This is a genomic window from Algisphaera agarilytica, assembly GCF_014207595.1.
Lineage (GTDB): Bacteria > Planctomycetota > Phycisphaerae > Phycisphaerales > Phycisphaeraceae > Algisphaera > Algisphaera agarilytica.
In genome coordinates this window covers 988,130-1,007,720 of the sequence record NZ_JACHGY010000001.1, presented here as the reverse complement: position 1 = coordinate 1,007,720, position 19,591 = coordinate 988,130, and the positions used below count along the sequence as shown (strand labels likewise).

The following is a 19,591-nucleotide window of genomic DNA, read 5'->3' as shown; positions in this document are numbered from 1 at the left end:
GAGAGTGTACGCTATGCCCATGAAGATTCTCCCCCTCGTAGCGGTTCTGGCGTGGTTCGGTGTCTTGAGTAACGCGGCGGCGGACGACACGTCGATCATCCCCGCGGGCGCGGTGGCCGAGATCGTCTCCGACGGCGGCTACAAATTCACCGAAGGCCCCGCCCTCGCCCCCGACGGCTCGATCTACTTCACCGACATCCCCAACAACAATATCCACCGCTACGACCCGGAGACCGGCGAGACCACGCTCTTCACCGGCGACTCGGGCGGGGCGAACGGGTTGATGTTTATTGGCGGCTATCTCTACGCCTGCGCCGGAAAAAACCGGAGCGTTGATATTTACACCGGCGGCCCGAAACCCGACACCCCTTGGCAAATCGATGCGCCTCCCGCCACTCATCAGATCACCCACTACGGCGAGAATCGTTTAAACAGCCCCAACGATCTGGCCTTCTCGACCGATGCCATTTATTTCACGGACCCCCGATACGGAAACCGCGATGGCCTGGAACTTCCGAGCGAAGCGGTCTTCGCCTTAACCGACAGCGGTGTTCAAGAGCAGTATGCCGTCACCCGTGTCGTCGACAACCTCGTCCGCCCCAACGGCATCGGCATCTCGCCCGACTTCAAAACGCTCTACGTGGCTGACAACGGCGACAAGAAGATCTGGGCCTACCCGATTCTCGAGCCCGGCCAGGTCGGCGAAGGCTGGGTGCTCAACGATCTCGGCGATTATGAAAAAGGCCCCGACGGCATGACCGTCGACCACCTCGGCCGCATCTACACCACGATCTACAACGAGGGCGTGCTGATCCTCTCACCGGAAGGCGAACGCCTCGGCTTCATCGAGACCGGCCCGCAGACGACCAACTGCGTGTTCGGCGCGGACGGCAAGACGCTCTACGTCACCGCGGAAAAGAGTCTGAAACGCGTGGTGCTCAACACCGGCAAGTGAACTCGATCACCGCTCGGGTTCGTCATCACGCATGCCCCATTGGCATTGCCACTCGGGCAGCTTTTTCCCGAAGAACCACGCGAAGATCGGCAGAACAATCAGGTCGTCCAGCCAGCCGATGCCCAGCAGGAAATCCGGCATCATGTCGATCGGACTCGCGATATACCCCAGCGACGCCGCGATAAACGTGACCTTGCCCCACCACGGCACAGACTTGTCGCGCAGGATCCGCCAAAACGCGAGAGCACGCCCAAGCGGTCCGATTTTCCGCAGAAGTCCCATAGGTTGAAGTGTATCGGGAATGGGTTGGATCGCCGTCGCCTGCGCGGCAAGCGGTCAGGGGTTTCACCCCCGACACCCCCCAAGGCATTCACGCAATGTTTAGCGGGCGACGCGAAGCGTCCCGCGTTTTCGTCTTCTCGGGGTGCAGGGGCAGAGCCCCTGCCGCTCGCCGCGCAGGCGCTTGCCTCGGAAAACCCATGCAATCAACTTCTCAAGCTTGCCCGACTAAGCGATACCGCATCCCAAGGCTCAGGAGTTTTTGCAGCAGGGCTTCGTATTGGATTCCCACGAACTCGGCGGATTCTGCGAAGTCTTCGCCGTACATGAGTTGGGGATTCGGGTTGGCTTCGAGGAGGAAGGCCCGGCCGTCGTCGGTGAGGCGGAAGTCCATGCGGGCGTAGCCGGAGAGTTGCAGGGCGCGGTAGACGCGTTTGGCGAGTTTGGGGAGGGTGGTTTCGAGGTTGCCGGGCAGGTCCTTGGCGTGTTCGGTGGTGAGGCCGATTTTCTTTTGGTAGTTCTCGTCCCACTTCACCTTGCTGGTGGCGATCTTGGGCGCACCCTCGCGCAGGTCTTTGAAGTGGACTTCCCAGGGCGGCAGGGTTTGCAGGCGGTCGTTGCCCAGGACGCCGACGTAGACCTCCCGGCCGTCGATGTAGTGCTCGACCAGCGCATCGGTGCGGAGCTGGCGGTGGATGAAGGCGACACGCTCAGCGAGTTTTTCTTCGTCGTGCACGACCGAGGCTTGGGAGATGCCGACGCTGCCTTCCTCGGTAAGCGACTTGACGATGAGTGGGAACTCGAGGCGTTTGGGCCGGCGGAGCTTGGCCGAGGACCGCCCGACGGGGAAGACGTGGAACGCCGGCACGGGGATGCGGTGGTACCGGCAGATCATCTTGGACACGGCTTTGTTGTGCGCGAGCATGAGGCCGCGTGGGTTGCAGCCGGTGTAGGGCAGCCGGATCATCTCGAGGTACGACGCGACGTGGGCGTCGTAGACCCCGACACCCGCAAACTCTTCGAGCAGGTTGAACGCGATGTCGGGTTTGAGGTGGTCGACGGCGTTTTTGATGACCGCCAGGTCCGACCCGATGCCGATCGGCCAAACGGTGTGGCCCATCTCGCGGAGCGTGGCCATGACATCGAATTCGGTTTTGTAAGGCGCAACCTCCGCGTCGCTGATCCCCTCGACCGTGTCGGGCGGGATCAGGCTCTCGTGGCAGAGCAGCAGGATGCGGAGGCGTTTTTTCATGAGGGCGTGAACCGCGAAGGCGCGGAGAGCGCGAAGAAAGGCAGTTAGGAAGAGTTTCGTGTATTGGCGAAGCGGCGTAAACCTTCTTTGAGTAACGGGACATTGAAATTGATGAGAAATCCGAGCGGGCAGCCCGTGTTTTTGAGGTAGGCGATGATTTGAGCTTCGTGGATCGGGGCGAGCTGATCGACCGCTTTCAGTTCGAGCAAGATTTCGTTATCGCCTATCAACACGTCGATCCGTCCATCGCCAATCGGATGGTCTTTGTATGTGATTGGCGTAGCCACCTCTGATTTGAATGGGATGTCGCGTAATCCGAGTTCGATTTCAATCGCACGGTGATAAGTCGATTCAAGCTGACCGGGTCCGATGTGCCGATGCACTTCGATCGCAGCACCCACTACTTCATGAGCCAGCGATTCAATCTGCTTGCCTTGATCTAATCCCATGTCTTATTGCCTTGCTTCGCGCCCTCCACGCCTTCGCGGTTCAACTTTATAACGCCACGGGGTGGTGCCCCGAGAGCATGTAGTTCATGGTTTGGACGGTGACCATCATGGTCGCTTCGCTGCGTGCTTTGGATTCGGGGACGGCCAGGCGCAGGTGCAGTTCCTTGCAGCGGTCGATCATGTCGCGGAGGACCTGGTCGATGGTGTAGGCGTGGGTGCCGGTCCAGCGGGCGACGGTGTCGCGCAGTTCCGGTTGGACGCGACGCAGGAAGCTCGCTGCGGTGGGGCGGTGGGCGAAGCGTTTGTCGTCCGAAAAGATCTTGCGCAGGTCGGCATCGAAAAACTCGGGGAACGCGTCGGCGTACTGCAGCTTCTTTTGGCGGTAGTGCTCGCGGAGGGTGCGTTTGTCGTTGCGGATCGACTCGATCTGTTTGCGGCTACGGACCGGCGCCGGGCTGGGCGAGGCGGCGATCTCGGCCATGAGTTGGTCGACGTATTCGAGCTTTTGCAACGCCGGCCAACCGCGGTACTGGCTCTTCCACCGCGAGCGGGGCTGGAGCCAAACGGCGAACGTCTCGGCGAAGTCCTCGGCGGGGTGGGCCTGGGCGTACCAGCCGTCGAGGTGGGTGACGAACTTGCGCGAGTTCGGACGGGGCTTGTAGGTGTCGGGGTAAGGCGCGGCGAAGCTGCCGAACAATTCACGCCAACGCTTGCGGCGGTGCAGGCGGTAGGCGGTGTCGATGCAGTGGCCCGCTTCGTGCCGGAGGATGCGCAGACAGTCTTTTTCGTTGCCGCCTTCGACGCTGAGCATCTGCGACTTCTCGAGCTTGGCGAGCCGGGGGTGGGCGAGGTAGAACGGGATCGCGATGCCCGGCACACCATCGGGGCTGAACCACTCCGAGCTCAGCCAGCAGTGGGGGCGGAAGTGGGGCAGCCCCTTCTCGGCCAGGTCGGCGTACAGCCGATCGATACGCTTGGCGAGCGGCGGTTGGATGGTGAGCTTGAGATCACAGAACCGCAGGTCCAGGAGATCAGCGTCGCTGAGCCGGCTCAGAGATGCAGCGGATTTGGCTGGGGTCGGACGCGGCATGCGTCAGATAGTTTACGGGGTGAGGCGCGAGGAGTGAGGAGTGAGGGGGTTCGGTTCCCTCTCCCCTCGGGAGAGGGTTAGGGTGAGGGCACTTGCGTGTTGCATGAGTCCGCCCCAAGCACAAGAACTTTTGACCGCCCTCACCCCAGCCCTCTACCGGGGGGAGAGGGGGTAAGGCCAATGCACTTGGCCGCGAAAGATCAACCGCCGGCGTTGCGCAGCCGTTGAGCGGTTTCGGGTTTGCCCAGGTCACTCTTGCCGAAGCCCGGCAGCGCCCCGGCGGCCTCGGCCTCGGCTTGGGCGTCGGGGTAGTTCGATACGAGCATCATGGCCGGGGAGTCGTCGCGCTGGGCGAGCTGCTGGATCATGGCGAGGCTGGACCCGGCATCAAACCGGCCGTCGAGCACACGGTTGATCAGCAGCAGACTCTGGGCGTGGGCGACCTCGTCCAGGGCGCTCTGGCTGTTGACCGCAACGATCTTCGCATCGGGCAGGGCGGACTTGGCCAGCCGGGTCAACGAGGAGCTGTCGAAGCCGCAGTGGCCGACCAGGGCGACGTGGGTGAGTTGGGTGGTGGGATTCATGGCGAAAGTGTAGCCCCGGGGATTGCGAAATTTTTTTCGTGGCGGGAAATAGTCTCGGACCAGGCGGGGTTGTATGGAGGAAGCCTACTATCCAACGCTAGTTTGCCACCCCCTCAGGCCCGCGGATCGCTTGCCCAAGCCCCGCGGGCTTTTTGTTGGGGGTAATCCAGTAGGGTGAATTAATCGGGTGGTTGTTTACGGTCGCTACGTAACCGTTCAAACGCCAACGGTGTTAGCGGATCGATTCAACCAGCGCCCGCATCTCCAGCATGGCGGCCATGTCGTCGCGTTGGTCGAGCTTGTCGAACGCGGTGACCAGGTTCTGGATCAGGCGGATGAGCCACTCGGTGTGGGTGGCGGGGCGGAGCAGCGAGTCGTCGCGGAGGACGCTGCCGCCGGCGATTTCTTCGATGCGGGTGAAGGCTTCTTCGCGGTTGAGCATCTTCCCGCCGTGGAACGGATCGATCAGCAGCTTGGGCGTGCCGGGCTTCTCGTTTTCGGGCAGGTCGCTGACCCCGGCGAGGAAGTGGCCCGGGGCGTTGATGCCCAGGACGCGCACGCCGACGGTTTCGAGCACCGCCTTGTACACCATCACGAGCGTGATCGGCAGGCCCTGGCGGGTCTCTAACACGCGGGGCAGGTAGCTGTTGTCGGGGTGGTAGTAGTCGGACGTGTTGCCGGTGAAGCGGGCCTCTTCGAACAGCACCGCGTGGGTGTGGGCGAGCAGCGCCTGGGGCTGATCGGAGTTAACCCGGTCGCTGATCGAGGTGGCCAGCGTGACGATCTCACCCTCGACGTCGTCGGGGCTTGCCTCTTCCAATTGATGCATCGACACGGCCACCGCGCAACGCACCAGCCCACGCGTCGTGTCGATCGCGTCGAGTTCCTCGGCCAAGGTCTCGAAGGCCTGGGGCCGGCAGTGCAGCGGGGTGGGTTCGGAAGGGTTCATACAAAAGGTTCAGACGGACAGGGGCGGCGGGCTTAGCCCTCGGCGGGCGCTTCGGGCTCGGCCGGTGTCGGGGGCGCAGCCTTCTCGGCTTTTTTCATCGCTTTGTCGGCCTGCTTGCGGAGCTTGCGGGCGTGGATGAACGAGCGGACGCCGATGACGATGTAGGTGATACACAGCACGGCGGTGGTTTCGAACGCGAAGAGCTTGCGGGCCGAGCTTTCTTCAGCGGGCTTAAGAAGTTCCTTGATCGCCATATACAGGGTCATGGCGCCGAGCAGCAGCGCGAGGACGAGTGCGCCGTGGATCGCGTGTTTGCGGAGCTTGGGGCTGAACGAGATGCCCCCAATGATGAGGAACCCGCCGCCCACAAAACTAGGGATGAGGGCGGTGGTGCTGGCCTCGGCCCCGGCCAGATAGTGGGACAACATGCCCAGGCCGACGAGGGCCAGGCCGAGGGCGATGGTGGTCAGAGGGATGCCGAACTTGCTCATAGGTGGAAACTCCTAGGCGTAGTGTATCCGGCCAGTTACGGTTTGTGAGGCGGATTCACCGGTCGGGGCCCAACCGGGCCTCTGAACCCCGGGGGCGAAGTGGCGTATCATCTATGCCCCCCACGCCGGTCCACGGCGTGTCTTTTTCCCTCCCCCGGAGATTTTTCCTGTGACTTCATTTTCCAAGACCTGTTTGTTTGCTCTGACCGCCGGCGTGATGGCTGGCCCTTGGGCGGTTGTTCACGCGGACGACGCCGACGTGGCCGAGGTGACCGGCGAGGCCGCCGCGGAAGCCGTCGAGGCGACCGAGGAGCTGGTCGAGCAAGTCGAAGCCGCGTCGGTTGAAGCCGCCGCCGAGGCAGCAGCCGCGGCCGACGACGGCTTCGCCAGCGACCTCGAACGCCTCAGCTACGCCATCGGCCTGAACATCGGCACCAGCATGAAGAACGACAGCCTGGAGATCGATCCCGCTGTCCTGGCCGAAGCCATCACTGCCAGCTACACTGACGCCGAAGGCCGCATGACCATGGACCAGGCCATGGCCTTCCTGCAGACCTACTCCCAGAAGATGCAGCAGGAACAGATGGAAGCCGCGCTCAAAGAGCAGCAGGAAGCGCTCGCAGCCAACAACGCCGCCGCCGAGGCCTTCTTCGCCGAGAACAAAGACGCCGAAGGCGTGACCACCACCGAGTCCGGCCTGCAGTATGTCATCACCGAAAAGGGTGACGGCCCGCTCCCCGGCCCCAGCGACAGTGTGACCGTTCACTACAAAGGCCAACTGCTCGGCGGCGAAGTCTTCGACTCGTCCTACGACCGCGGCGAGCCCGCCACCTTCCCGATCAACGGCGTCATCCCCGGCTTCGGCGAAGGCCTCCAGCTCATGCCCGTCGGCTCGAAGGGCAAGCTCTTCATCCCCGGCGAGATCGCCTACGGCATGCAGGGTGGCCCCGGCGGCCCCAACGCCACGCTCGTCTTCGACGTCGAGATCATCGCCACCCAGCCCCCGGCGACCCCCGCCCAGCTGCCCGCTCTGGGCGACTGATCGGCTGCAGAACAACTTGCTATACGATAAACCCACCGCTTACCGGCGGTGGTTTTTTTATTGGGGGCGTCAGGTTTGAGGTTTGAGGTTTGAGGTTTGAGGCGTGAGGCGTGAGGCTTGCGCTCGGGCGGCCACGGGAATACAACGGCGTTAGCCGCGGGGCTTGACCCCGCGCGTCTCCACCTCAACCCGCGCATCTGCTTTCACCCCACCCCAACTCCCACGCCCCGCCCATCCAAGGTTACGATACCGCGTATGCGAGAACTCACCCTCCCCGCTCCGTTGATGCTCCTGCCCGGCCTCGGGGCCGACGGCGACCTGTTCGGCCCGCAACGCCAGGCCTTCGGCGACGCCGTGACCACCCCCGATTGGATCGACGTCAAAGCCGACAACGAAAGCATCGGCCGATACGCCGAACGCTGGGCCGAGTCGATCAACCAACAGATCGCCACCTTCCGCACCGACCGCCCCTGGTTCCTCAGCGGGATGTCGATGGGTGGGATGCTCGCCCTGGAACTCATCCCCCACCTCGACCGCAAACCCGCCGCGGTCTTCCTGATCTCGTCGGCCCGCAGCAGCCCGGCCGCCACGTGGTGGGCCAAGCTCGCCGCCGGCACCACCGGACCGCTGAAACCCAATCACGTCGCGTTGATGGTGAAGCTCGGCGCGATCCCCTTCGGCATCCGCGATGGGCAGGACGACATCGGCTACAAGCTTCTTCTGAAGATGGCCAAGCAGTCCGACCCCGCCCGCCTCAAGTGGGCCATCGGCGCGACCGCCGAGTGGACCTATCCCGGCCCGAGCGAGTCCTTGCCCAACGGCGACGCGTTCCCCGCCATCTACCAGATCCACGGCCGACACGACTGGTTGATCCCGCTGCGCGAGGACGACTGCGACATGGTCATCGACCGCGGCCGACACCTGATCAACCTCAGCCACGCCACCACGGTGAACCGTTGGCTGTTTGATCGGATCACCGAGTTGTGCGGCATCGACGAGTCGACGGACCCGCGCGTCGAAGACCCCGACCTCACAGTCATGCGCCGCCCGGAACTCGCCGCGCAGTTCTAACTTACCGTCACGTTTAGCGGGTGACGCGCAGCGTCCCGCGTTGTGGCTGTGGTTGTCTTTATTTTTAAAGCGAGCGATACCAAGCGGGACGCTTCGCGTCACCCGCTAAACATCAACCACCCTATTGTTGGGTGGCCGAGGTCACCACGACGGCCAAAGCGCATCGTTCCGCTCGTATTGCCCGGCCCGGTAGCCGCCGAAAAACTCGGTGACCAACGGGTGGGTCACTTCCTGTCCGGTGGCGTCGGCCAGCAGGTTTTCTTCAGCGACGTACGTGTTGCCGGTCGACCCGTGCACCAGCACGTGGTACCACGGCTGATCGGTCGCGGGTTGGGTTTGGTTGCTGTTGTACCAATCCTCGTCGGCGTGACAGCTCATGTCGAAATCCACGATGACGCCACGGTAGCCGTAGCGGCGGTGCACCACGCACTGACCGATCGTGAACGCCGGCAAGATGTCGGGGAAGAAATCGTCCGGTTGAGGGTCGGGGCGATTCGTGGGGTGGGGCTGACTCATGGCGGGTCCTTTCGTGGAACACATTGGCCCATACCATCCTGAGAATCATACGCGTTCAACATCCTCCGGGTTCGTTTCGCCCGGGGCGGTTTCTTTCGGGGGGTTCGGCTTCTTCGGCTCGATATCTTCGGGGGGCGAGCCGACCCACAGCCCCTCGTCGTACTGATATTCCGGGGCGTAAGGCGAGGGTTTGGCCGGGCGCTTGGCGGGCGGCATCAACCGGCGATTGAAACGTTTCCAGGTGCTAATGCTGGCCCGAAATTGCTCACGCGGGGTAATGTCAATAATTCCCTGTTGACCAACACGCGGGTCGTAGAACACATACCCCGAGGTACGGATGTAGCCGTAGCTGTCGCCCACCCCCACGCGTGCCAGACCCAGACGAAACGGCTCGGCCCAGTCGAACTGGGGCTCGATCTCCACGCGACCGGTCCGGCCGATGTATCCCTTCTTCCCGCCCAGCGTCACCATCGCCAGCGTGCTGTCGAAGTCATCCGCTAGGTCGTAGAGGAACGGGATCGTCACGTTGAATCGGCGATTGATGTAGCCCCACTTGCCGCCGAGCTTGACCGCGGCGCTGCCGTTGGTGAAGTCGCGCGCACCTTCGTAGGTGGGCGGGAGGACGACCTGGAACTTCTTGTCCATGTAGCCCCACAACCCGCCCGAGCGGAAGCGGGCCAGCCCGTTGTTGAAGTCGCCCAGCATTTCGATCTGGCCGGAGCTGTCGTGGTAGACGACCTTGCCGTTCTTGTTCAAGAACCCCCACGTGCCCGGCAACGGTTCATCGGAAGTGGATGGTGTTGGGGTGGCCAGAGTGGCGTCGCCTTCTTGCTCGTTCGTCGGCGAGGGAGTCGCTCCCGAAACCGAGGTTTGCGCGGCGCCGCTGATCGGCAAGCGTACCGCGGCGTAGCCTTCGTGGAACGAACGCACCGCGGTAAACCGCATGTCGGTCGCGGGGCGAAACGTCTTGTTGATGAAGCCGCAACGGTTGCCCTTGCGGACCGCCGCCCAGCCCTCGCGGAAGCGCAGCGCCGCGTCGAACTCGGGGCCGACGCGGACCTTCTCGGCTTTGTCGATGAAGCCGTACTTCTCTCCGTTGCCGAACACCGCGAAGCCCTCTTCGAAACGATCCAGGTAGGCGTACTCGGGATCGAAACGCCATTTGCCGTTGCCGATGAGCATCCCGGTCTTGCCGTTGCGGGTGGCCCTTACCAAACCGTCGACGCCGTAATCGGTCCAGTCGAACACCGGCAACGCCACCACCCGGCGGTTCTGATTCAAGATGCCCCAGTAGCCATTGATCTCCAGCGGGATCAGATCGTCGCCGGTCCCGGCGTTCGCAAACTTCAGAGCATCGGGGTTTTGCACTTCGCCAAACAGGGGCGTCCGCGGATCGGGGATGTGTATTTGAGCTTGGGCAGGCGAGGCCAAGGCGACCACGATCCCGCTCCAAACCAAGCAAGTCCAGATAAAAAGCGTCTTGGAAGGCGCTCCGCTCCGTTCATCAATACGTTGGGCAGTGGCTTGCATGATCGCTTTCCCGGGGTGATGCGCAGAAGCAAGGGGCGAATCGCAGACGTCCCGATAAATCATAGTCGGGACCTATCTACTTTATACATGTTGACCTTAAGCAATCCGAGGATAAACCCGAAGATGTTAGATGTGGGGGGGTGTTTCATTGGAGACACTTCGAGAGAAAAAGATGGGCACTGAGCAACAAGAACCAACCAAACAGCACGCAGCCGCAGAGGCGCAAGTCACGCGTATCCTGCGGGCTACGTCTTTTGTGGCCGACAAGCCCTTCGGCGAAGCGATCGGCTCGATGATGTCGCTGTGCTGCAAGGAGCTTGGAGCCGACCGGGTGTATGTGTTGGATACCGGTGCCGGAGACGGCCGGGTCATCGCCGCGGCCGAACGCCGTGGGGAGCGTATCTCGCTCTCGTCGCCGGGCCCCGAAGAATCCGAATGCCTCCGCGACTTCTGGCACCCCGCGGTGAAAGACGGCGGGGTGTACGAGGATGATCAACGTCTGGCACGGCCGCTGATGGATGAGGCCGGCAAGCCGTTGGGCGTGATCGTGCTCTACTGGAGCCAGGCCCGCCAACTGCCCGTGACGCCGAACCAGATCGAACTGGTGGCGGCGTGTGCGCGGTGGATCAGCGGGGAATGGGTGCGCCGCGCCGAGGTCCGACGTGCGAGCGATTTGGCCGAGCAGCGTCACCGCGCGATGGTTCGGGGGCTGAGCGAAGGGGTCTTCGAATGGGACCTGCGCTCCAACGAAGTCGAGTATTCCGAGCGGTGGAAACAGATCGTGGGTTACGGCGACGACGAAGTCGTCCACAAGCCCGACGACTGGTTCAACTACGTCGAGTCGAGCGACCTGGCGCAGCTCGAAGCGGATCTGGCGATGTTCATGGCCGGGCAGACCGATTCGCTGCGGAACCAGCACCGCCTCACGACCATCACCGGCGAGAAGCGTTGGGTCCTGTGCCGTGCAGAGCTCGTGCGTGACGAAGCCGGCGAGCCGATCCGCATGGTCGGGTCGATCAGCGACACCACCGAATTCAAGGCCGCCGAGGCCAAACTCCGCCACGCCGCGGAGACCGACAAACTCACGGGCCTGCCCAACCGCGCCACGCTGCACACCCGGCTGGCCCAGGCCATCCGTCGTCACAAGCTCACCGGCGGACGCCGCCACTACGCGATGATGTTCCTGGACTTCGACCGGTTCAAGGTCATCAACGACAGCCTCGGCCACGACGCGGGCGACCAACTGCTCATCCAGATCGCCGACCGCTTGCGCGGGCAGGTCCGTTCGACCGACACCGCCGCCCGGATCGGCGGGGACGAGTTCATCATCCTCCTCGAAGAGGTCGAGGATTTCGATCAGGTCAAACGCATCGCCGACCGCCTGCTGGAGGTCTTCGCCGAGCCGTTCAACATCGACGGCAACGAAGTCACCTCGACCGCGAGCATCGGCATCATCGACGGCGGCATGGGTTACGAAGACCCCGACGCCGCCATCTGCGACGCCGACTCGGCGATGTATCACGCCAAGTCGCTGGGCAAGGCGCGCTACGCCATCTTCGACAAGGACATGCAGGACCAATCGCTCAAACGCCTGGTCCTCGAACGCGAACTGCGTCAAGCCATCGGCACCGAACAGATCTTCATGGCCTACCAGCCCATCGTGACCGTCGCCGAGGGCGATGTCGTGGGGTTCGAGGCCCTGGTCCGCTGGAAGCACCCCGAGATGGGCGTGGTCCGCCCTGATCACTTCATCCACGTAGCCGAGGAAACCGGGCTCATCGTGCCGCTGGGCCGGTGGGTGCTCGAAGAGTCTTGCCGTGAACTCATGCTGATTCGCCAGGCGATGCCCGGGTTTGAGTTCACGATGAACGTCAACCTCTCCAAACGCCAACTTGTGCAGCCCGACGTCGTCGACATGCTCGTCGAGGTCGTGGAGAACGCCGGCGTCGATCCGCAGTGGATCAAGCTGGAGATCACCGAGTCGGTCATTATGGACGGCCAGGCACAGGTGACCGTGGTGCTCGAAGAGATGCGCCGCCGCGGCTTCAAGCTGGCCATGGACGACTTCGGCACGGGGCACTCCTCGCTGTCGTGCCTGCACCAGTTCCCGATCGATGTGCTGAAGATCGACCGCTCGTTTGTGAGCAGCCTCGACCACCACGTCGAGTTTGCCGCGGTGATCCAGGCGATCGTGACGCTCGCCCACACGCTGGGGCTCACCGTCGTAGCCGAGGGCATCGAGACGATGGAACAGTTGGCGGTGCTGCAGGCGCTCGACTGCGACAGCCTGCAGGGCTACCTGTTCGCCAAGCCGTTGCCGCTGCAGGAAGTGCTCGAATTCCTGAGCGCTCCCCGAAGCTACATGAATTCGGCTTAAGGGGTTGCGGCGGCAAAGGGCCGTGCCACAATACGCCCATGCCGACGATCCCCGACGATGATTCACGCGCCCCGATTGCGCCGGGGGTTTGGCTCGACGAGTCGGCGATGTCGTTTACGTTTTCGCGTGGCGGCGGGCCGGGCGGGCAGAACGTCAACAAGGTCAACACCCACGCCACGCTGACGCTGCCGCTGGAGGCGCTCGAAAACGCGATGCCGGCCTGGGCGTTTGCCCGTCTGTGTGATGCGGCGGGGCGGTATCTGGCCGACAAACCGCCGCGTCTGGTCATCCACGCCTCGGACAGCCGCAGCCAACTCGCCAACCGCCGGTCGTGCGTGCTCAAGCTCCGGCAACTCATCGTCGCCGCGATGAACCGCCCGCGCATCCGCCGGCCCACCCGCCCCAGCGCCGCCGCGAAGCAGCGCCGCCTCGACGCTAAGAAACACCGCAGCCAGATCAAGTCGCAGCGACGCGCTCCCGACGACGGTTGATGGGTTTAACGGTGTGAAGCAATCGCGTTCTACAACGCACCGACGCAGCGGTCGCAGTACTCGGCCTTGCGGTCGTGGCCGACCTTCATGCAGTGCGGGCAGGCCTCGGTGTTGTTCTGCCGTGATTTCCCGACCGCGATCTCGGCGCTGATGATGCCCGTGGGCACGATGATCAGGCTGTACCCGAAGACCATCATCACCGACGCGATGAACTTGCCCGGCCCGGTCATCGGGGTCAGGTCGCCAAACCCCACCGTGGTCATGGTCACGATCGCCCAGTAGATGCCGTGCGGGATATCGACAAAGCCGTTCTCCGGCCCCTCGACCAGGTGCATCAGCGCGCCCATGATCGTGACGCTGATCAACACCGTCGTCAGGAACACCGTGATCTTGGCCCGGCTGGCTTTGAGCCCTTCGACTAAAGCCTCGGCCTCTCCGAGGTACCGCGCGAGTTTGAAAATCCTGAACACCCGCAGCAACCGGAGCCCGCGGATCACCGCCAACTCGTGCGACCCCGGGATCAGCAGGCTGAGGAAGCTCGGCAGAATGGCGAGCAGGTCCACCACCCCGAAGAAGCTGCGGGCGTAACGCCAGGGCCGCTGCACGCAGATCAAACGCAGCACGTACTCGATGGTGAACACAATCGTGAACGACCATTCCGCCACGCGGAGCTGGGTGTGGTACCGCTCGTCGACGCTCTCCACGCTCTCCAGGACGACCGCCAACACACTGGCGAGGATGGCGATCAGCAGCAGCACATCGAATAGCCGGCCTGCGGGGGTCTCGGCTTCAAAGATGACGTCGTGCAACTTCCGCTGCCAGGGACGCATGCCGCAGTTGTTTTGCTCTTCAGACACCTATTTCCTATCGGTAGGTCGGTGTTTTGATCGCCAACCCGGCGGAAATAGCAATGTCGCCAAAAATGCATATTTGAATAAAGCATTCGATGTTATAGATAGTTTTTGATACGATGCCTCGCCCTCTACGTAATTTCCCCTTGAGAAGGAGGCAGTCTTGCCGAATCTAAACACTGTTCTTGGCGAAGAAATCCGCCGTCTGGCCCGTAAAGAAATCCGTGCCCAAGTCGGCGCGACGCAAAAGACCGTGGCCAAATACCGCAGCGAAATCGCCGAACTCAAAAGGCGGATCAGCGACCTGGAACGCCGGCTGAACTACGTCGAGAAGCAAGAGAAGAAGCGCCTCGGCCAGCCCGCGTCGGCCGAGGAGTCCGGTGCCAAGCGTCCCCGCTTCAGCCCGGGCTGGGTCAAGAAACACCGCGAAAAACTCGGTATCAGCGCCGCCGACTACGGCCAGCTGGTCGGTGTTTCGGGCCTGACGATCTACAACTGGGAAAAGGGCGATTCCAACCCGCGCGAGAAGCAACTCCTGGCTTGGGGCGAGATCCGCAACCTCGGCAAACGCGAAGCACTCAAGCGTCTCGAAATGCTCGAAGACTAAATCTCTTTCTGGGGCAAGACAACGATCACACCCGCCGTGGGTTTCCCCGGCGGGTGTTGTTTTAATCGTTGTGGATCTTCCGCAGCCGAGCACTCGTCCGCAGCAGCAGGTGCACCCGCTCAAACTCGGCGACGACTTCGTCACGCACCGCCAACACCGGGTCCTCCGGCGGCTCGGCGACGACGCCGGACGCCTCGCCGAACGCCTTGCGCGCCATCGATCGGTATCGGCTCAGGGTGCGGTCGCCGAAACACGCCACGGGCGCGAAGTCCTCGGCCAACCACCACGTCACCGGCACACGGAATCCCGCGTTGATCGGTGACTTCACCACCAGCTCCGCGTTCTCTTCGTCTCGCAGCACAAACCGCAGGTCGATACAATCGGGGTTGGCCTCGGCGACCCGCTGCATGGCCGCGCCCTGCAGGGCGCAGTCCCCGCACCACGTGCCGGTAAGACATAGCACGTGCATCTTCCGGGTGAAGCCGGCGACCATCGCTTGCTGGTCGGCAGTCAACGCACACTGTTCGTACCGCTGGTCCCAGGCCGTGCGGTGGCCCAGCGATTCGCCGCCAGAGACAAACGCTTCGTACGGGAGGGCCTTTTCGAAAAAGCTCTGCAACATCTCGGGGCGGTCCATCAGCATGCCAAGAGTTTACCCGACCCGCACAACCCGCAGGCTTTTCCTTGTGTCTCGATTGGGCGTGATTTTATTGGACATGACTGAGGGGGTAATGGATGGTTGGGCCATGCATCAACGAGCCAGGTATTCCGGCACGGCCCGCGCTTCTCACGGTTTCTCCCTCATCGAGATCCTGATTGTTGTGGTGATCCTCGGCGTGCTGACCGCGATCGTCCTTCCGCAGTTTGCCGACGCGACCAAGCAGTCGGGCAAGTCTGTCTTTGTCTCCAACCTCCGCCACTACACCGAGGCGGCCCAGCTCTATATGTTCGACACCGGCGAGTTCCCGCCCGACTCGTCGTCAGGGCAAATCCCGCCTGGCTTCGGCGACTACATCGACGAAGGCAAATGGTCGGCGGGGACACCGATCGGTGGGGTCTGGGACCTCGAATACCAGGACCTCGGTGGCGTGCAGTCGGCGATCGGCGTGCACTTCGACGGCACCGGCATGACTCGCGACGACATCTACATGCGTGAGATCGACGAGTTGGTCGACGACGGCGATCTGAGCACCGGCAACTTCCGCAAGTTCGAAGACGGTCGGTACTACCGCATTATTCGGGAGTAGCGGCAGGCTGCTCGGGGGCGGGTTCGAAGACCAGCAGTTTCTTGCCCGCGCTGAGCAGGATCAGATTGCCGTCCTGGAGTCGGTAGGCATCGATCGCGCTGAGCGTCTCGAAGAACGCCTGCTCCTGGTCCATCAGTCCAGGGGGGTCGTCCCTGAACATGCGTGTGGCGCCTAGCGCGGCGAATTGGATATCGCCCTGCGGCGTCGATTCGTAGCTTCCGAAGAAGCGGTTGACCCCGGCGAAGCCCGCGGCGCGGCCGTCGTTGGACAGCTCCAGCGAGAGGGGCTCGAGGTTGCCATCGGTTGCGGTGATCGGCGCTTTGCCGTTCAGACGCGTGAGGTTCCAGGTTTGCCCGGAGACGATCTCCCAATCGCCTTCGTTGGCCTGGGGGCTGATGCATCCCGCCAACATGAAGCAAGCGACGCACGACACGGCAAGGCAGAACGCGGGGGCGAAGTTCATGGGGTCTCCTCGGAAGGGGGGGCAGGCTCGGGCTCGGTTGACGCCTCGGGCTCCGGCGGCGGGACGTAGGCGCGGATGATGTTGCCCGTGCCGTCCTCGTAGGTCTCGATGTCGATCGCCAACGCCATGCGTTTGAGGATGAGGCGGGCGGTGGCTTCCTGGCCGAACCACGTGACGTCGATCTGAAACTCGGTGAGGCGGTGGGTCTTGCGGTCGATTTTGATGGTGACTTTCTCGCCGTCTTCATCGACCGCGACGATTTTCCATTTGCCTTCTTCAACGTCGCCGTTGGAATCGGTGATGACAAAGCCCAGGTCGCCCATCGCGATCTCGCCCGCGGCCACGACCAGGTCGAACGGCCCCATCCACGACCCGGTGAGCTTGCCGCGTTTGTAAACCGCTGCGCCCTGAGACGCGGCCGACGCCGCCGCCCCGATCACGGCCAGCTCGACGCCACAGCCCGGCACAAACGTCAACGGCACGGCGAGTGCCGCGGCGGTGATCACACTTTTTCGACGAATCCCATTCAAAGAAAACTCCTGCTCGAACCAAGCAGGAGTTTACTCGAAGGTGAGGTGTAGGCGTAGGGTTTAGGGGATTGGAATCTGCACCAGAGCATTGCCTTACTCCCTCTCCCCCGGGAGAGGGCTGGGGTGAGGGAGGCAGAAAGCCCGTGTGCGTTGGGCCCGGCACATGTGGACGGCGAGTGCCCTCACCCTAACCCTCTCCCGGGGGGAGAGGGGATTAAGGCCGTTTATATTTCGCAGTCCTCACTCAGACTTACTCCGACTTAGCTTCTGATTTCAGAAGTTCCGGGAACTGCTTGCGGAGCTTGTCGACCTTGGGCAGCGAGGTGTAGGCGACGTACGGCTGGTTCGGGTTCAGCGCGGCGTAGTCCTGGTGGTAGTCCTCGGCGGGGTGGAACCGCTTGAGGGGTTCGAGCGTGGTGGCGATCGGGGCGTCGAACACGCCGGCGGCGGTGAGCTGGGCGATGTACGCCTCGGCGACACGCTTCTCGTCTTCGCTGGCGAAGAACACGGCCGAGCGGTACTGCCGGCCGACGTCATTGCCCTGGCGGTTCACGTGCGTGGGGTTGTGGGCCACGGCGAAGAACACCTGGAGCAGTTGCCCGTAGCTGATGACCGCGGGGTCGTAGGTGATCGCGATAACCTCGGCGTGATCGGTGATCCCGGCGCTGACGGCTTTGTAGTTCGCGTCGTCGTTCGCGCCGCCGGCGTAGCCGGAGACGACGGTGCTCACGCCCTCGAGCTCTTCGAAGACCGCCTCGGTGCACCAGAAGCACCCGCCGGCCAACACGGCGACGGCGGTTTGCGGCTCTTCCGAAGCCTCGACCTGAAGATCGACTTCCGGGGCGGGCAGGTCGGTCGCGGCATGAGAAGGGCGGCTACAGGCAAACCCGGCGAAACAAGTCAGCAGCATGAGAACGGCTCCGGGGAACAGGCGGTTAGGGGAAAGTCTGAAGTGTGACATGGCTCATTTATCTTAGGCGCGGGATCAGAAAGACCAACTCCCCGACACGGCAATCTATTCCTCGGGCTGCGGTCCGCCCCGAAGCCGATCCGCTTGTTCATCTTTGGTGAAGGATCGCGGCGAGGAGCCGCAAAACCGGGGCGATGCGGTTACACTCACGGTATGAATCCACGACGACCCAATTCCAATCGACCCGGGGGTCGCCGATTTAGCTCTGGAGGCGGAAACCGCGGCGGCAGGAGCTTCGGCTCCGGCGGCGGCGGACGGCCACGCGGCGGAGGCCGCGGCGGGCCCGATCTGCCCATGCTACTGGGTGAGCCTTCGCCGTCGCTGGCGAAGATCAACGCCATGAACATGGAGAAGCTCGCGGTCAAGATCATGTCGCTGAGGGAAGAACAGCAGCGGATGAATGCGAAGCTCGAGCGTCTGCTGGCCCGCGACCCCGCGGCCCCCGAAGAGAAGATCAAGCAGGCCAAGGACACCCTCGTCCGGCTCAAGGCCCTGGAAGAGGCGGCGATGACCCGCCTCAAGGGCAAGGCCGAGCGCAAAGCTCAGCGCGAACAGCGCGGCCAGTGACCCGCCCGGGGCGTGTTGGCCTCGGTGAATATTTCCACGTTTGGATCGCTCATGGACTACGCAGGAACGATGCCGGTGCTCTTGGCCGAAACATCGTTGTTGTGGACGCTGACGCTGTCCAGCGTGATTATCTCGGTGTCGGTCTGCGTGCACGCGGTCGTGATGCGCGAGCTGCTCAGGCGGCTGTGCTTCCCCGGCCGATTCGTTTGGGCCCGACTGACCGCGGTGGTCCTGAGCCTGCTGCTCACCCATATGTTTCAGATCGTGTTGTTCGGGTTGGCCTACCACTTCATGGTCGATTCCGAGCACGGGCTGCAGGGTGTCTACGACGGGACGTTCAACGACGCGGTCTACTTCTCCGCGGCGGTGTACACGACCGTGGGCTTCGGCGATATCACGCCGGTGGGCTACTTGCGGTTGATGGTGGGCTTCGAGGCGTTGGCCGGGCTGGTGTTGATCGCCTGGTCGGCGTCGTTCACTTTCGTCGCGATGTCGAAGCTGGCCAAGCCCGCCGCGGGCGCGGCGATTGCCAACGAAGACGAGCCGGCCGGCTTGCCTTGAGGCCGGGGCAAATTCTCAATCGTTTTCAGATTGATGCTTGAACCCGCGCTGGGCGCGGGTATCTTGTCGGCTCGCCCTTTCGGAGGGCCACCGCGATGAGTCTACTTTTGCTTTCCATTTCGAATCCACGGCAACGAGCCTGACCGTCTCACGGTTGAGTGCCCGGGGCTGTGTGTCACAAAAAACTGAACGATGAATTCACGCGATACCCGTTGGGGTGTCGCCGTGTATCGGAACGGATTGATTTTCCCTCGTTGCTGCGGGCCGTGTTGGCGGTTGCGCGGCGAGGCTGGTTTGAACGATGCCCAAGACGAAAAACAAAAAACGAAAAGCCAAGCAGACCAAGCCGCTGAAGCTGTCGGCCGCGCGGACGGTGGCCGCGGAAGACCTGCGCGTGGGCGATGGGGTGACGGTGGCGTATGTCACGCTGCAGGTGCTCGCCAGCGAAGACCCGCCGCCGGGCGAGACGCACAACCGCGTGCTCAAGGCCGACTACATCCCGCACGACGCCGGCGATCCGCTGCGCATCGTGGGCGTGTGCCTGCCGTTTGTCCTCGCGGAGAACGCGTATAAACGGCACGTCACGCTGGACGTGCGTCGCCAACACCTGGTGAAGCTCGACTCGGCCTACACCCGCCGGGCGCTCAAGAAGCTCGGCCGTAAGAAACGCTGAACCCCTCAAGGCGTCGCGAGTCACGGGATGGCTCAGGGTGTTTGTC

At 63.0% G+C, this 19,591-nt stretch carries 24 protein-coding genes; 10 read left to right on the top strand and 14 right to left on the bottom strand.

Going from position 1 to position 19,591, the window contains the following annotated elements:
- Window positions 1–19: 19 nt before the first annotated feature.
- Window positions 20–955 (top strand): SMP-30/gluconolactonase/LRE family protein, encoded by a 936-nt coding sequence (locus tag HNQ40_RS04360; protein WP_184676661.1) that lies wholly within the window; start codon window positions 20–22, stop codon window positions 953–955.
- Window positions 956–961: 6 nt separating this feature from the next.
- On the opposite strand, the gene HNQ40_RS04355 is transcribed toward HNQ40_RS04360, so the two are convergent.
- The 7 genes from HNQ40_RS04355 to HNQ40_RS04325 all read right to left on the bottom strand — a co-directional run bounded on the left by HNQ40_RS04355 (window position 962) and on the right by HNQ40_RS04325 (window position 6,049).
- Window positions 962–1,237 (bottom strand): YkvA family protein, encoded by a 276-nt coding sequence (locus HNQ40_RS04355; RefSeq protein WP_184676660.1) that lies wholly within the window; start codon window positions 1,235–1,237, stop codon window positions 962–964.
- Window positions 1,238–1,448: 211 nt separating this feature from the next.
- Window positions 1,449–2,486, bottom strand: coding sequence for a D-alanine--D-alanine ligase family protein (locus tag HNQ40_RS04350; RefSeq protein ID WP_184676659.1), 1,038 nt, complete (start codon window positions 2,484–2,486; stop codon window positions 1,449–1,451).
- Between the two features lie 44 nt (window positions 2,487–2,530).
- Complete coding sequence (locus tag HNQ40_RS04345; protein WP_184676658.1) at window positions 2,531–2,935, bottom strand: GxxExxY protein; 405 nt, start codon at window positions 2,933–2,935, stop codon at window positions 2,531–2,533.
- 46 nt (window positions 2,936–2,981) lie between these two features.
- On the bottom strand, window positions 2,982–4,025 hold the full coding sequence (locus tag HNQ40_RS04340; protein ID WP_184676657.1) for a putative zinc-binding metallopeptidase: 1,044 nt from the start codon (window positions 4,023–4,025) through the stop codon (window positions 2,982–2,984).
- Window positions 4,026–4,225: 200 nt separating this feature from the next.
- Window positions 4,226–4,609: a hypothetical protein gene (locus HNQ40_RS04335; protein WP_184676656.1), complete on the bottom strand. Its 384-nt coding sequence runs from the start codon at window positions 4,607–4,609 to the stop codon at window positions 4,226–4,228.
- Between the two features lie 232 nt (window positions 4,610–4,841).
- Complete coding sequence (locus HNQ40_RS04330; protein WP_184676655.1) at window positions 4,842–5,558, bottom strand: transglutaminase family protein; 717 nt, start codon at window positions 5,556–5,558, stop codon at window positions 4,842–4,844.
- Between the two features lie 32 nt (window positions 5,559–5,590).
- Window positions 5,591–6,049 (bottom strand): hypothetical protein, encoded by a 459-nt coding sequence (locus HNQ40_RS04325; protein ID WP_184676654.1) that lies wholly within the window; start codon window positions 6,047–6,049, stop codon window positions 5,591–5,593.
- A 169-nt stretch (window positions 6,050–6,218) separates the two neighbouring features.
- Between HNQ40_RS04325 and HNQ40_RS04320 the strand changes: the two genes are divergently transcribed.
- Both HNQ40_RS04320 and HNQ40_RS04315 read left to right on the top strand, forming a co-directional pair.
- Entirely contained in the window at window positions 6,219–7,091 is an 873-nt protein-coding gene (locus HNQ40_RS04320) for an FKBP-type peptidyl-prolyl cis-trans isomerase (protein WP_184676653.1), read from the top strand.
- Between the two features lie 255 nt (window positions 7,092–7,346).
- Complete coding sequence (locus HNQ40_RS04315; protein ID WP_184676652.1) at window positions 7,347–8,162, top strand: alpha/beta fold hydrolase; 816 nt, start codon at window positions 7,347–7,349, stop codon at window positions 8,160–8,162.
- A gap of 141 nt (window positions 8,163–8,303) precedes the next feature.
- On the opposite strand, the gene hspQ is transcribed toward HNQ40_RS04315, so the two are convergent.
- Window positions 8,304–8,678: a heat shock protein HspQ gene (gene hspQ, locus HNQ40_RS04310; RefSeq protein ID WP_184676651.1), complete on the bottom strand. Its 375-nt coding sequence runs from the start codon at window positions 8,676–8,678 to the stop codon at window positions 8,304–8,306.
- A 45-nt stretch (window positions 8,679–8,723) separates the two neighbouring features.
- Entirely contained in the window at window positions 8,724–10,208 is a 1,485-nt protein-coding gene (locus HNQ40_RS04305; RefSeq protein ID WP_184676650.1) for a WG repeat-containing protein, read from the bottom strand.
- A gap of 256 nt (window positions 10,209–10,464) precedes the next feature.
- Between HNQ40_RS04305 and HNQ40_RS04300 the strand changes: the two genes are divergently transcribed.
- Both HNQ40_RS04300 and arfB read left to right on the top strand, forming a co-directional pair.
- Window positions 10,465–12,585 carry a putative bifunctional diguanylate cyclase/phosphodiesterase gene (locus tag HNQ40_RS04300; protein ID WP_184676649.1) on the top strand — a complete coding sequence of 707 codons (2,121 nt, stop codon included), beginning with the start codon at window positions 10,465–10,467 and terminating at the stop codon, window positions 12,583–12,585.
- Between the two features lie 38 nt (window positions 12,586–12,623).
- Window positions 12,624–13,076, top strand: coding sequence for an alternative ribosome rescue aminoacyl-tRNA hydrolase ArfB (gene arfB / locus HNQ40_RS04295; RefSeq protein WP_184676648.1), 453 nt, complete (start codon window positions 12,624–12,626; stop codon window positions 13,074–13,076).
- A 29-nt stretch (window positions 13,077–13,105) separates the two neighbouring features.
- Here the strand turns inward: arfB and HNQ40_RS04290 are convergent, their stop codons facing one another.
- A complete protein-coding gene (locus HNQ40_RS04290) occupies window positions 13,106–13,906 on the bottom strand; it encodes an ion transporter (protein WP_184679176.1) in 801 nt (266 codons plus the stop codon).
- A 184-nt stretch (window positions 13,907–14,090) separates the two neighbouring features.
- Here HNQ40_RS04290 and HNQ40_RS04285 point away from each other — a divergent pair, with 184 nt between their 5' ends.
- Complete coding sequence (locus HNQ40_RS04285) at window positions 14,091–14,534, top strand: helix-turn-helix domain-containing protein (protein WP_184676647.1); 444 nt, start codon at window positions 14,091–14,093, stop codon at window positions 14,532–14,534.
- A gap of 61 nt (window positions 14,535–14,595) precedes the next feature.
- Here the strand turns inward: HNQ40_RS04285 and HNQ40_RS04280 are convergent, their stop codons facing one another.
- Window positions 14,596–15,177, bottom strand: a complete 582-nt coding sequence (locus HNQ40_RS04280) for a thioredoxin family protein (protein WP_184676646.1) — start codon at window positions 15,175–15,177, stop codon at window positions 14,596–14,598.
- A 103-nt stretch (window positions 15,178–15,280) separates the two neighbouring features.
- Between HNQ40_RS04280 and HNQ40_RS04275 the strand changes: the two genes are divergently transcribed.
- Window positions 15,281–15,781, top strand: coding sequence for a type II secretion system protein (locus HNQ40_RS04275; protein WP_184676645.1), 501 nt, complete (start codon window positions 15,281–15,283; stop codon window positions 15,779–15,781).
- Here HNQ40_RS04275 and HNQ40_RS04270 read toward each other — a convergent pair.
- The 3 genes from HNQ40_RS04270 to msrA form a co-directional block, all read right to left on the bottom strand.
- The gene (locus tag HNQ40_RS04270) at window positions 15,768–16,244 is read right to left on the bottom strand and encodes an META domain-containing protein (protein ID WP_184676644.1); all 477 of its coding nucleotides are present in this window, start codon (window positions 16,242–16,244) and stop codon (window positions 15,768–15,770) included. The genes HNQ40_RS04275 and HNQ40_RS04270 overlap by 14 nt on opposite strands.
- Complete coding sequence (locus HNQ40_RS04265; RefSeq protein ID WP_221435370.1) at window positions 16,241–16,750, bottom strand: DUF3568 family protein; 510 nt, start codon at window positions 16,748–16,750, stop codon at window positions 16,241–16,243. The genes HNQ40_RS04270 and HNQ40_RS04265 overlap by 4 nt, the downstream gene beginning before the upstream one ends.
- Before the next feature lie 274 nt (window positions 16,751–17,024).
- The gene (msrA, locus tag HNQ40_RS04260; protein ID WP_221435369.1) at window positions 17,025–17,684 is read right to left on the bottom strand and encodes a peptide-methionine (S)-S-oxide reductase MsrA; all 660 of its coding nucleotides are present in this window, start codon (window positions 17,682–17,684) and stop codon (window positions 17,025–17,027) included.
- A gap of 354 nt (window positions 17,685–18,038) precedes the next feature.
- Here msrA and HNQ40_RS04255 point away from each other — a divergent pair, with 354 nt between their 5' ends.
- The 3 genes from HNQ40_RS04255 (at window position 18,039) to HNQ40_RS04245 (ending at window position 19,545) form a co-directional block, all read left to right on the top strand.
- A complete protein-coding gene (locus HNQ40_RS04255) occupies window positions 18,039–18,311 on the top strand; it encodes a hypothetical protein (RefSeq protein WP_184676641.1) in 273 nt (90 codons plus the stop codon).
- 51 nt (window positions 18,312–18,362) lie between these two features.
- A complete protein-coding gene (locus HNQ40_RS04250; RefSeq protein ID WP_184676640.1) occupies window positions 18,363–18,872 on the top strand; it encodes a potassium channel family protein in 510 nt (169 codons plus the stop codon).
- Between the two features lie 301 nt (window positions 18,873–19,173).
- The gene (locus HNQ40_RS04245; RefSeq protein ID WP_184676639.1) at window positions 19,174–19,545 is read left to right on the top strand and encodes a hypothetical protein; all 372 of its coding nucleotides are present in this window, start codon (window positions 19,174–19,176) and stop codon (window positions 19,543–19,545) included.
- Window positions 19,546–19,591: the final 46 nt, after the last annotated feature.

Coding starts and splice junctions, on each gene's coding strand:
- HNQ40_RS04360 (WP_184676661.1), top strand. CDS start 20: ATGAAGATTCTCCCCCTCGTAGCGGTTCTGGCGTGGTTCGGTGTCTTG.
- HNQ40_RS04355 (WP_184676660.1), bottom strand. CDS start 1,237: ATGGGACTTCTGCGGAAAATCGGACCGCTTGGGCGTGCTCTCGCGTTT.
- HNQ40_RS04350 (WP_184676659.1), bottom strand. CDS start 2,486: ATGAAAAAACGCCTCCGCATCCTGCTGCTCTGCCACGAGAGCCTGATC.
- HNQ40_RS04345 (WP_184676658.1), bottom strand. CDS start 2,935: ATGGGATTAGATCAAGGCAAGCAGATTGAATCGCTGGCTCATGAAGTA.
- HNQ40_RS04340 (WP_184676657.1), bottom strand. CDS start 4,025: ATGCCGCGTCCGACCCCAGCCAAATCCGCTGCATCTCTGAGCCGGCTC.
- HNQ40_RS04335 (WP_184676656.1), bottom strand. CDS start 4,609: ATGAATCCCACCACCCAACTCACCCACGTCGCCCTGGTCGGCCACTGC.
- HNQ40_RS04330 (WP_184676655.1), bottom strand. CDS start 5,558: ATGAACCCTTCCGAACCCACCCCGCTGCACTGCCGGCCCCAGGCCTTC.
- HNQ40_RS04325 (WP_184676654.1), bottom strand. CDS start 6,049: ATGAGCAAGTTCGGCATCCCTCTGACCACCATCGCCCTCGGCCTGGCC.
- HNQ40_RS04315 (WP_184676652.1), top strand. CDS start 7,347: ATGCGAGAACTCACCCTCCCCGCTCCGTTGATGCTCCTGCCCGGCCTC.
- hspQ (WP_184676651.1), bottom strand. CDS start 8,678: ATGAGTCAGCCCCACCCCACGAATCGCCCCGACCCTCAACCGGACGAT.
- HNQ40_RS04305 (WP_184676650.1), bottom strand. CDS start 10,208: ATGCAAGCCACTGCCCAACGTATTGATGAACGGAGCGGAGCGCCTTCC.
- arfB (WP_184676648.1), top strand. CDS start 12,624: ATGCCGACGATCCCCGACGATGATTCACGCGCCCCGATTGCGCCGGGG.
- HNQ40_RS04290 (WP_184679176.1), bottom strand. CDS start 13,906: ATGCGTCCCTGGCAGCGGAAGTTGCACGACGTCATCTTTGAAGCCGAG.
- HNQ40_RS04280 (WP_184676646.1), bottom strand. CDS start 15,177: ATGCTGATGGACCGCCCCGAGATGTTGCAGAGCTTTTTCGAAAAGGCC.
- HNQ40_RS04275 (WP_184676645.1), top strand. CDS start 15,281: ATGCATCAACGAGCCAGGTATTCCGGCACGGCCCGCGCTTCTCACGGT.
- HNQ40_RS04270 (WP_184676644.1), bottom strand. CDS start 16,244: ATGAACTTCGCCCCCGCGTTCTGCCTTGCCGTGTCGTGCGTCGCTTGC.
- msrA (WP_221435369.1), bottom strand. CDS start 17,684: ATGCTGCTGACTTGTTTCGCCGGGTTTGCCTGTAGCCGCCCTTCTCAT.
- HNQ40_RS04255 (WP_184676641.1), top strand. CDS start 18,039: ATGCTACTGGGTGAGCCTTCGCCGTCGCTGGCGAAGATCAACGCCATG.
- HNQ40_RS04250 (WP_184676640.1), top strand. CDS start 18,363: ATGGACTACGCAGGAACGATGCCGGTGCTCTTGGCCGAAACATCGTTG.
- HNQ40_RS04245 (WP_184676639.1), top strand. CDS start 19,174: ATGCCCAAGACGAAAAACAAAAAACGAAAAGCCAAGCAGACCAAGCCG.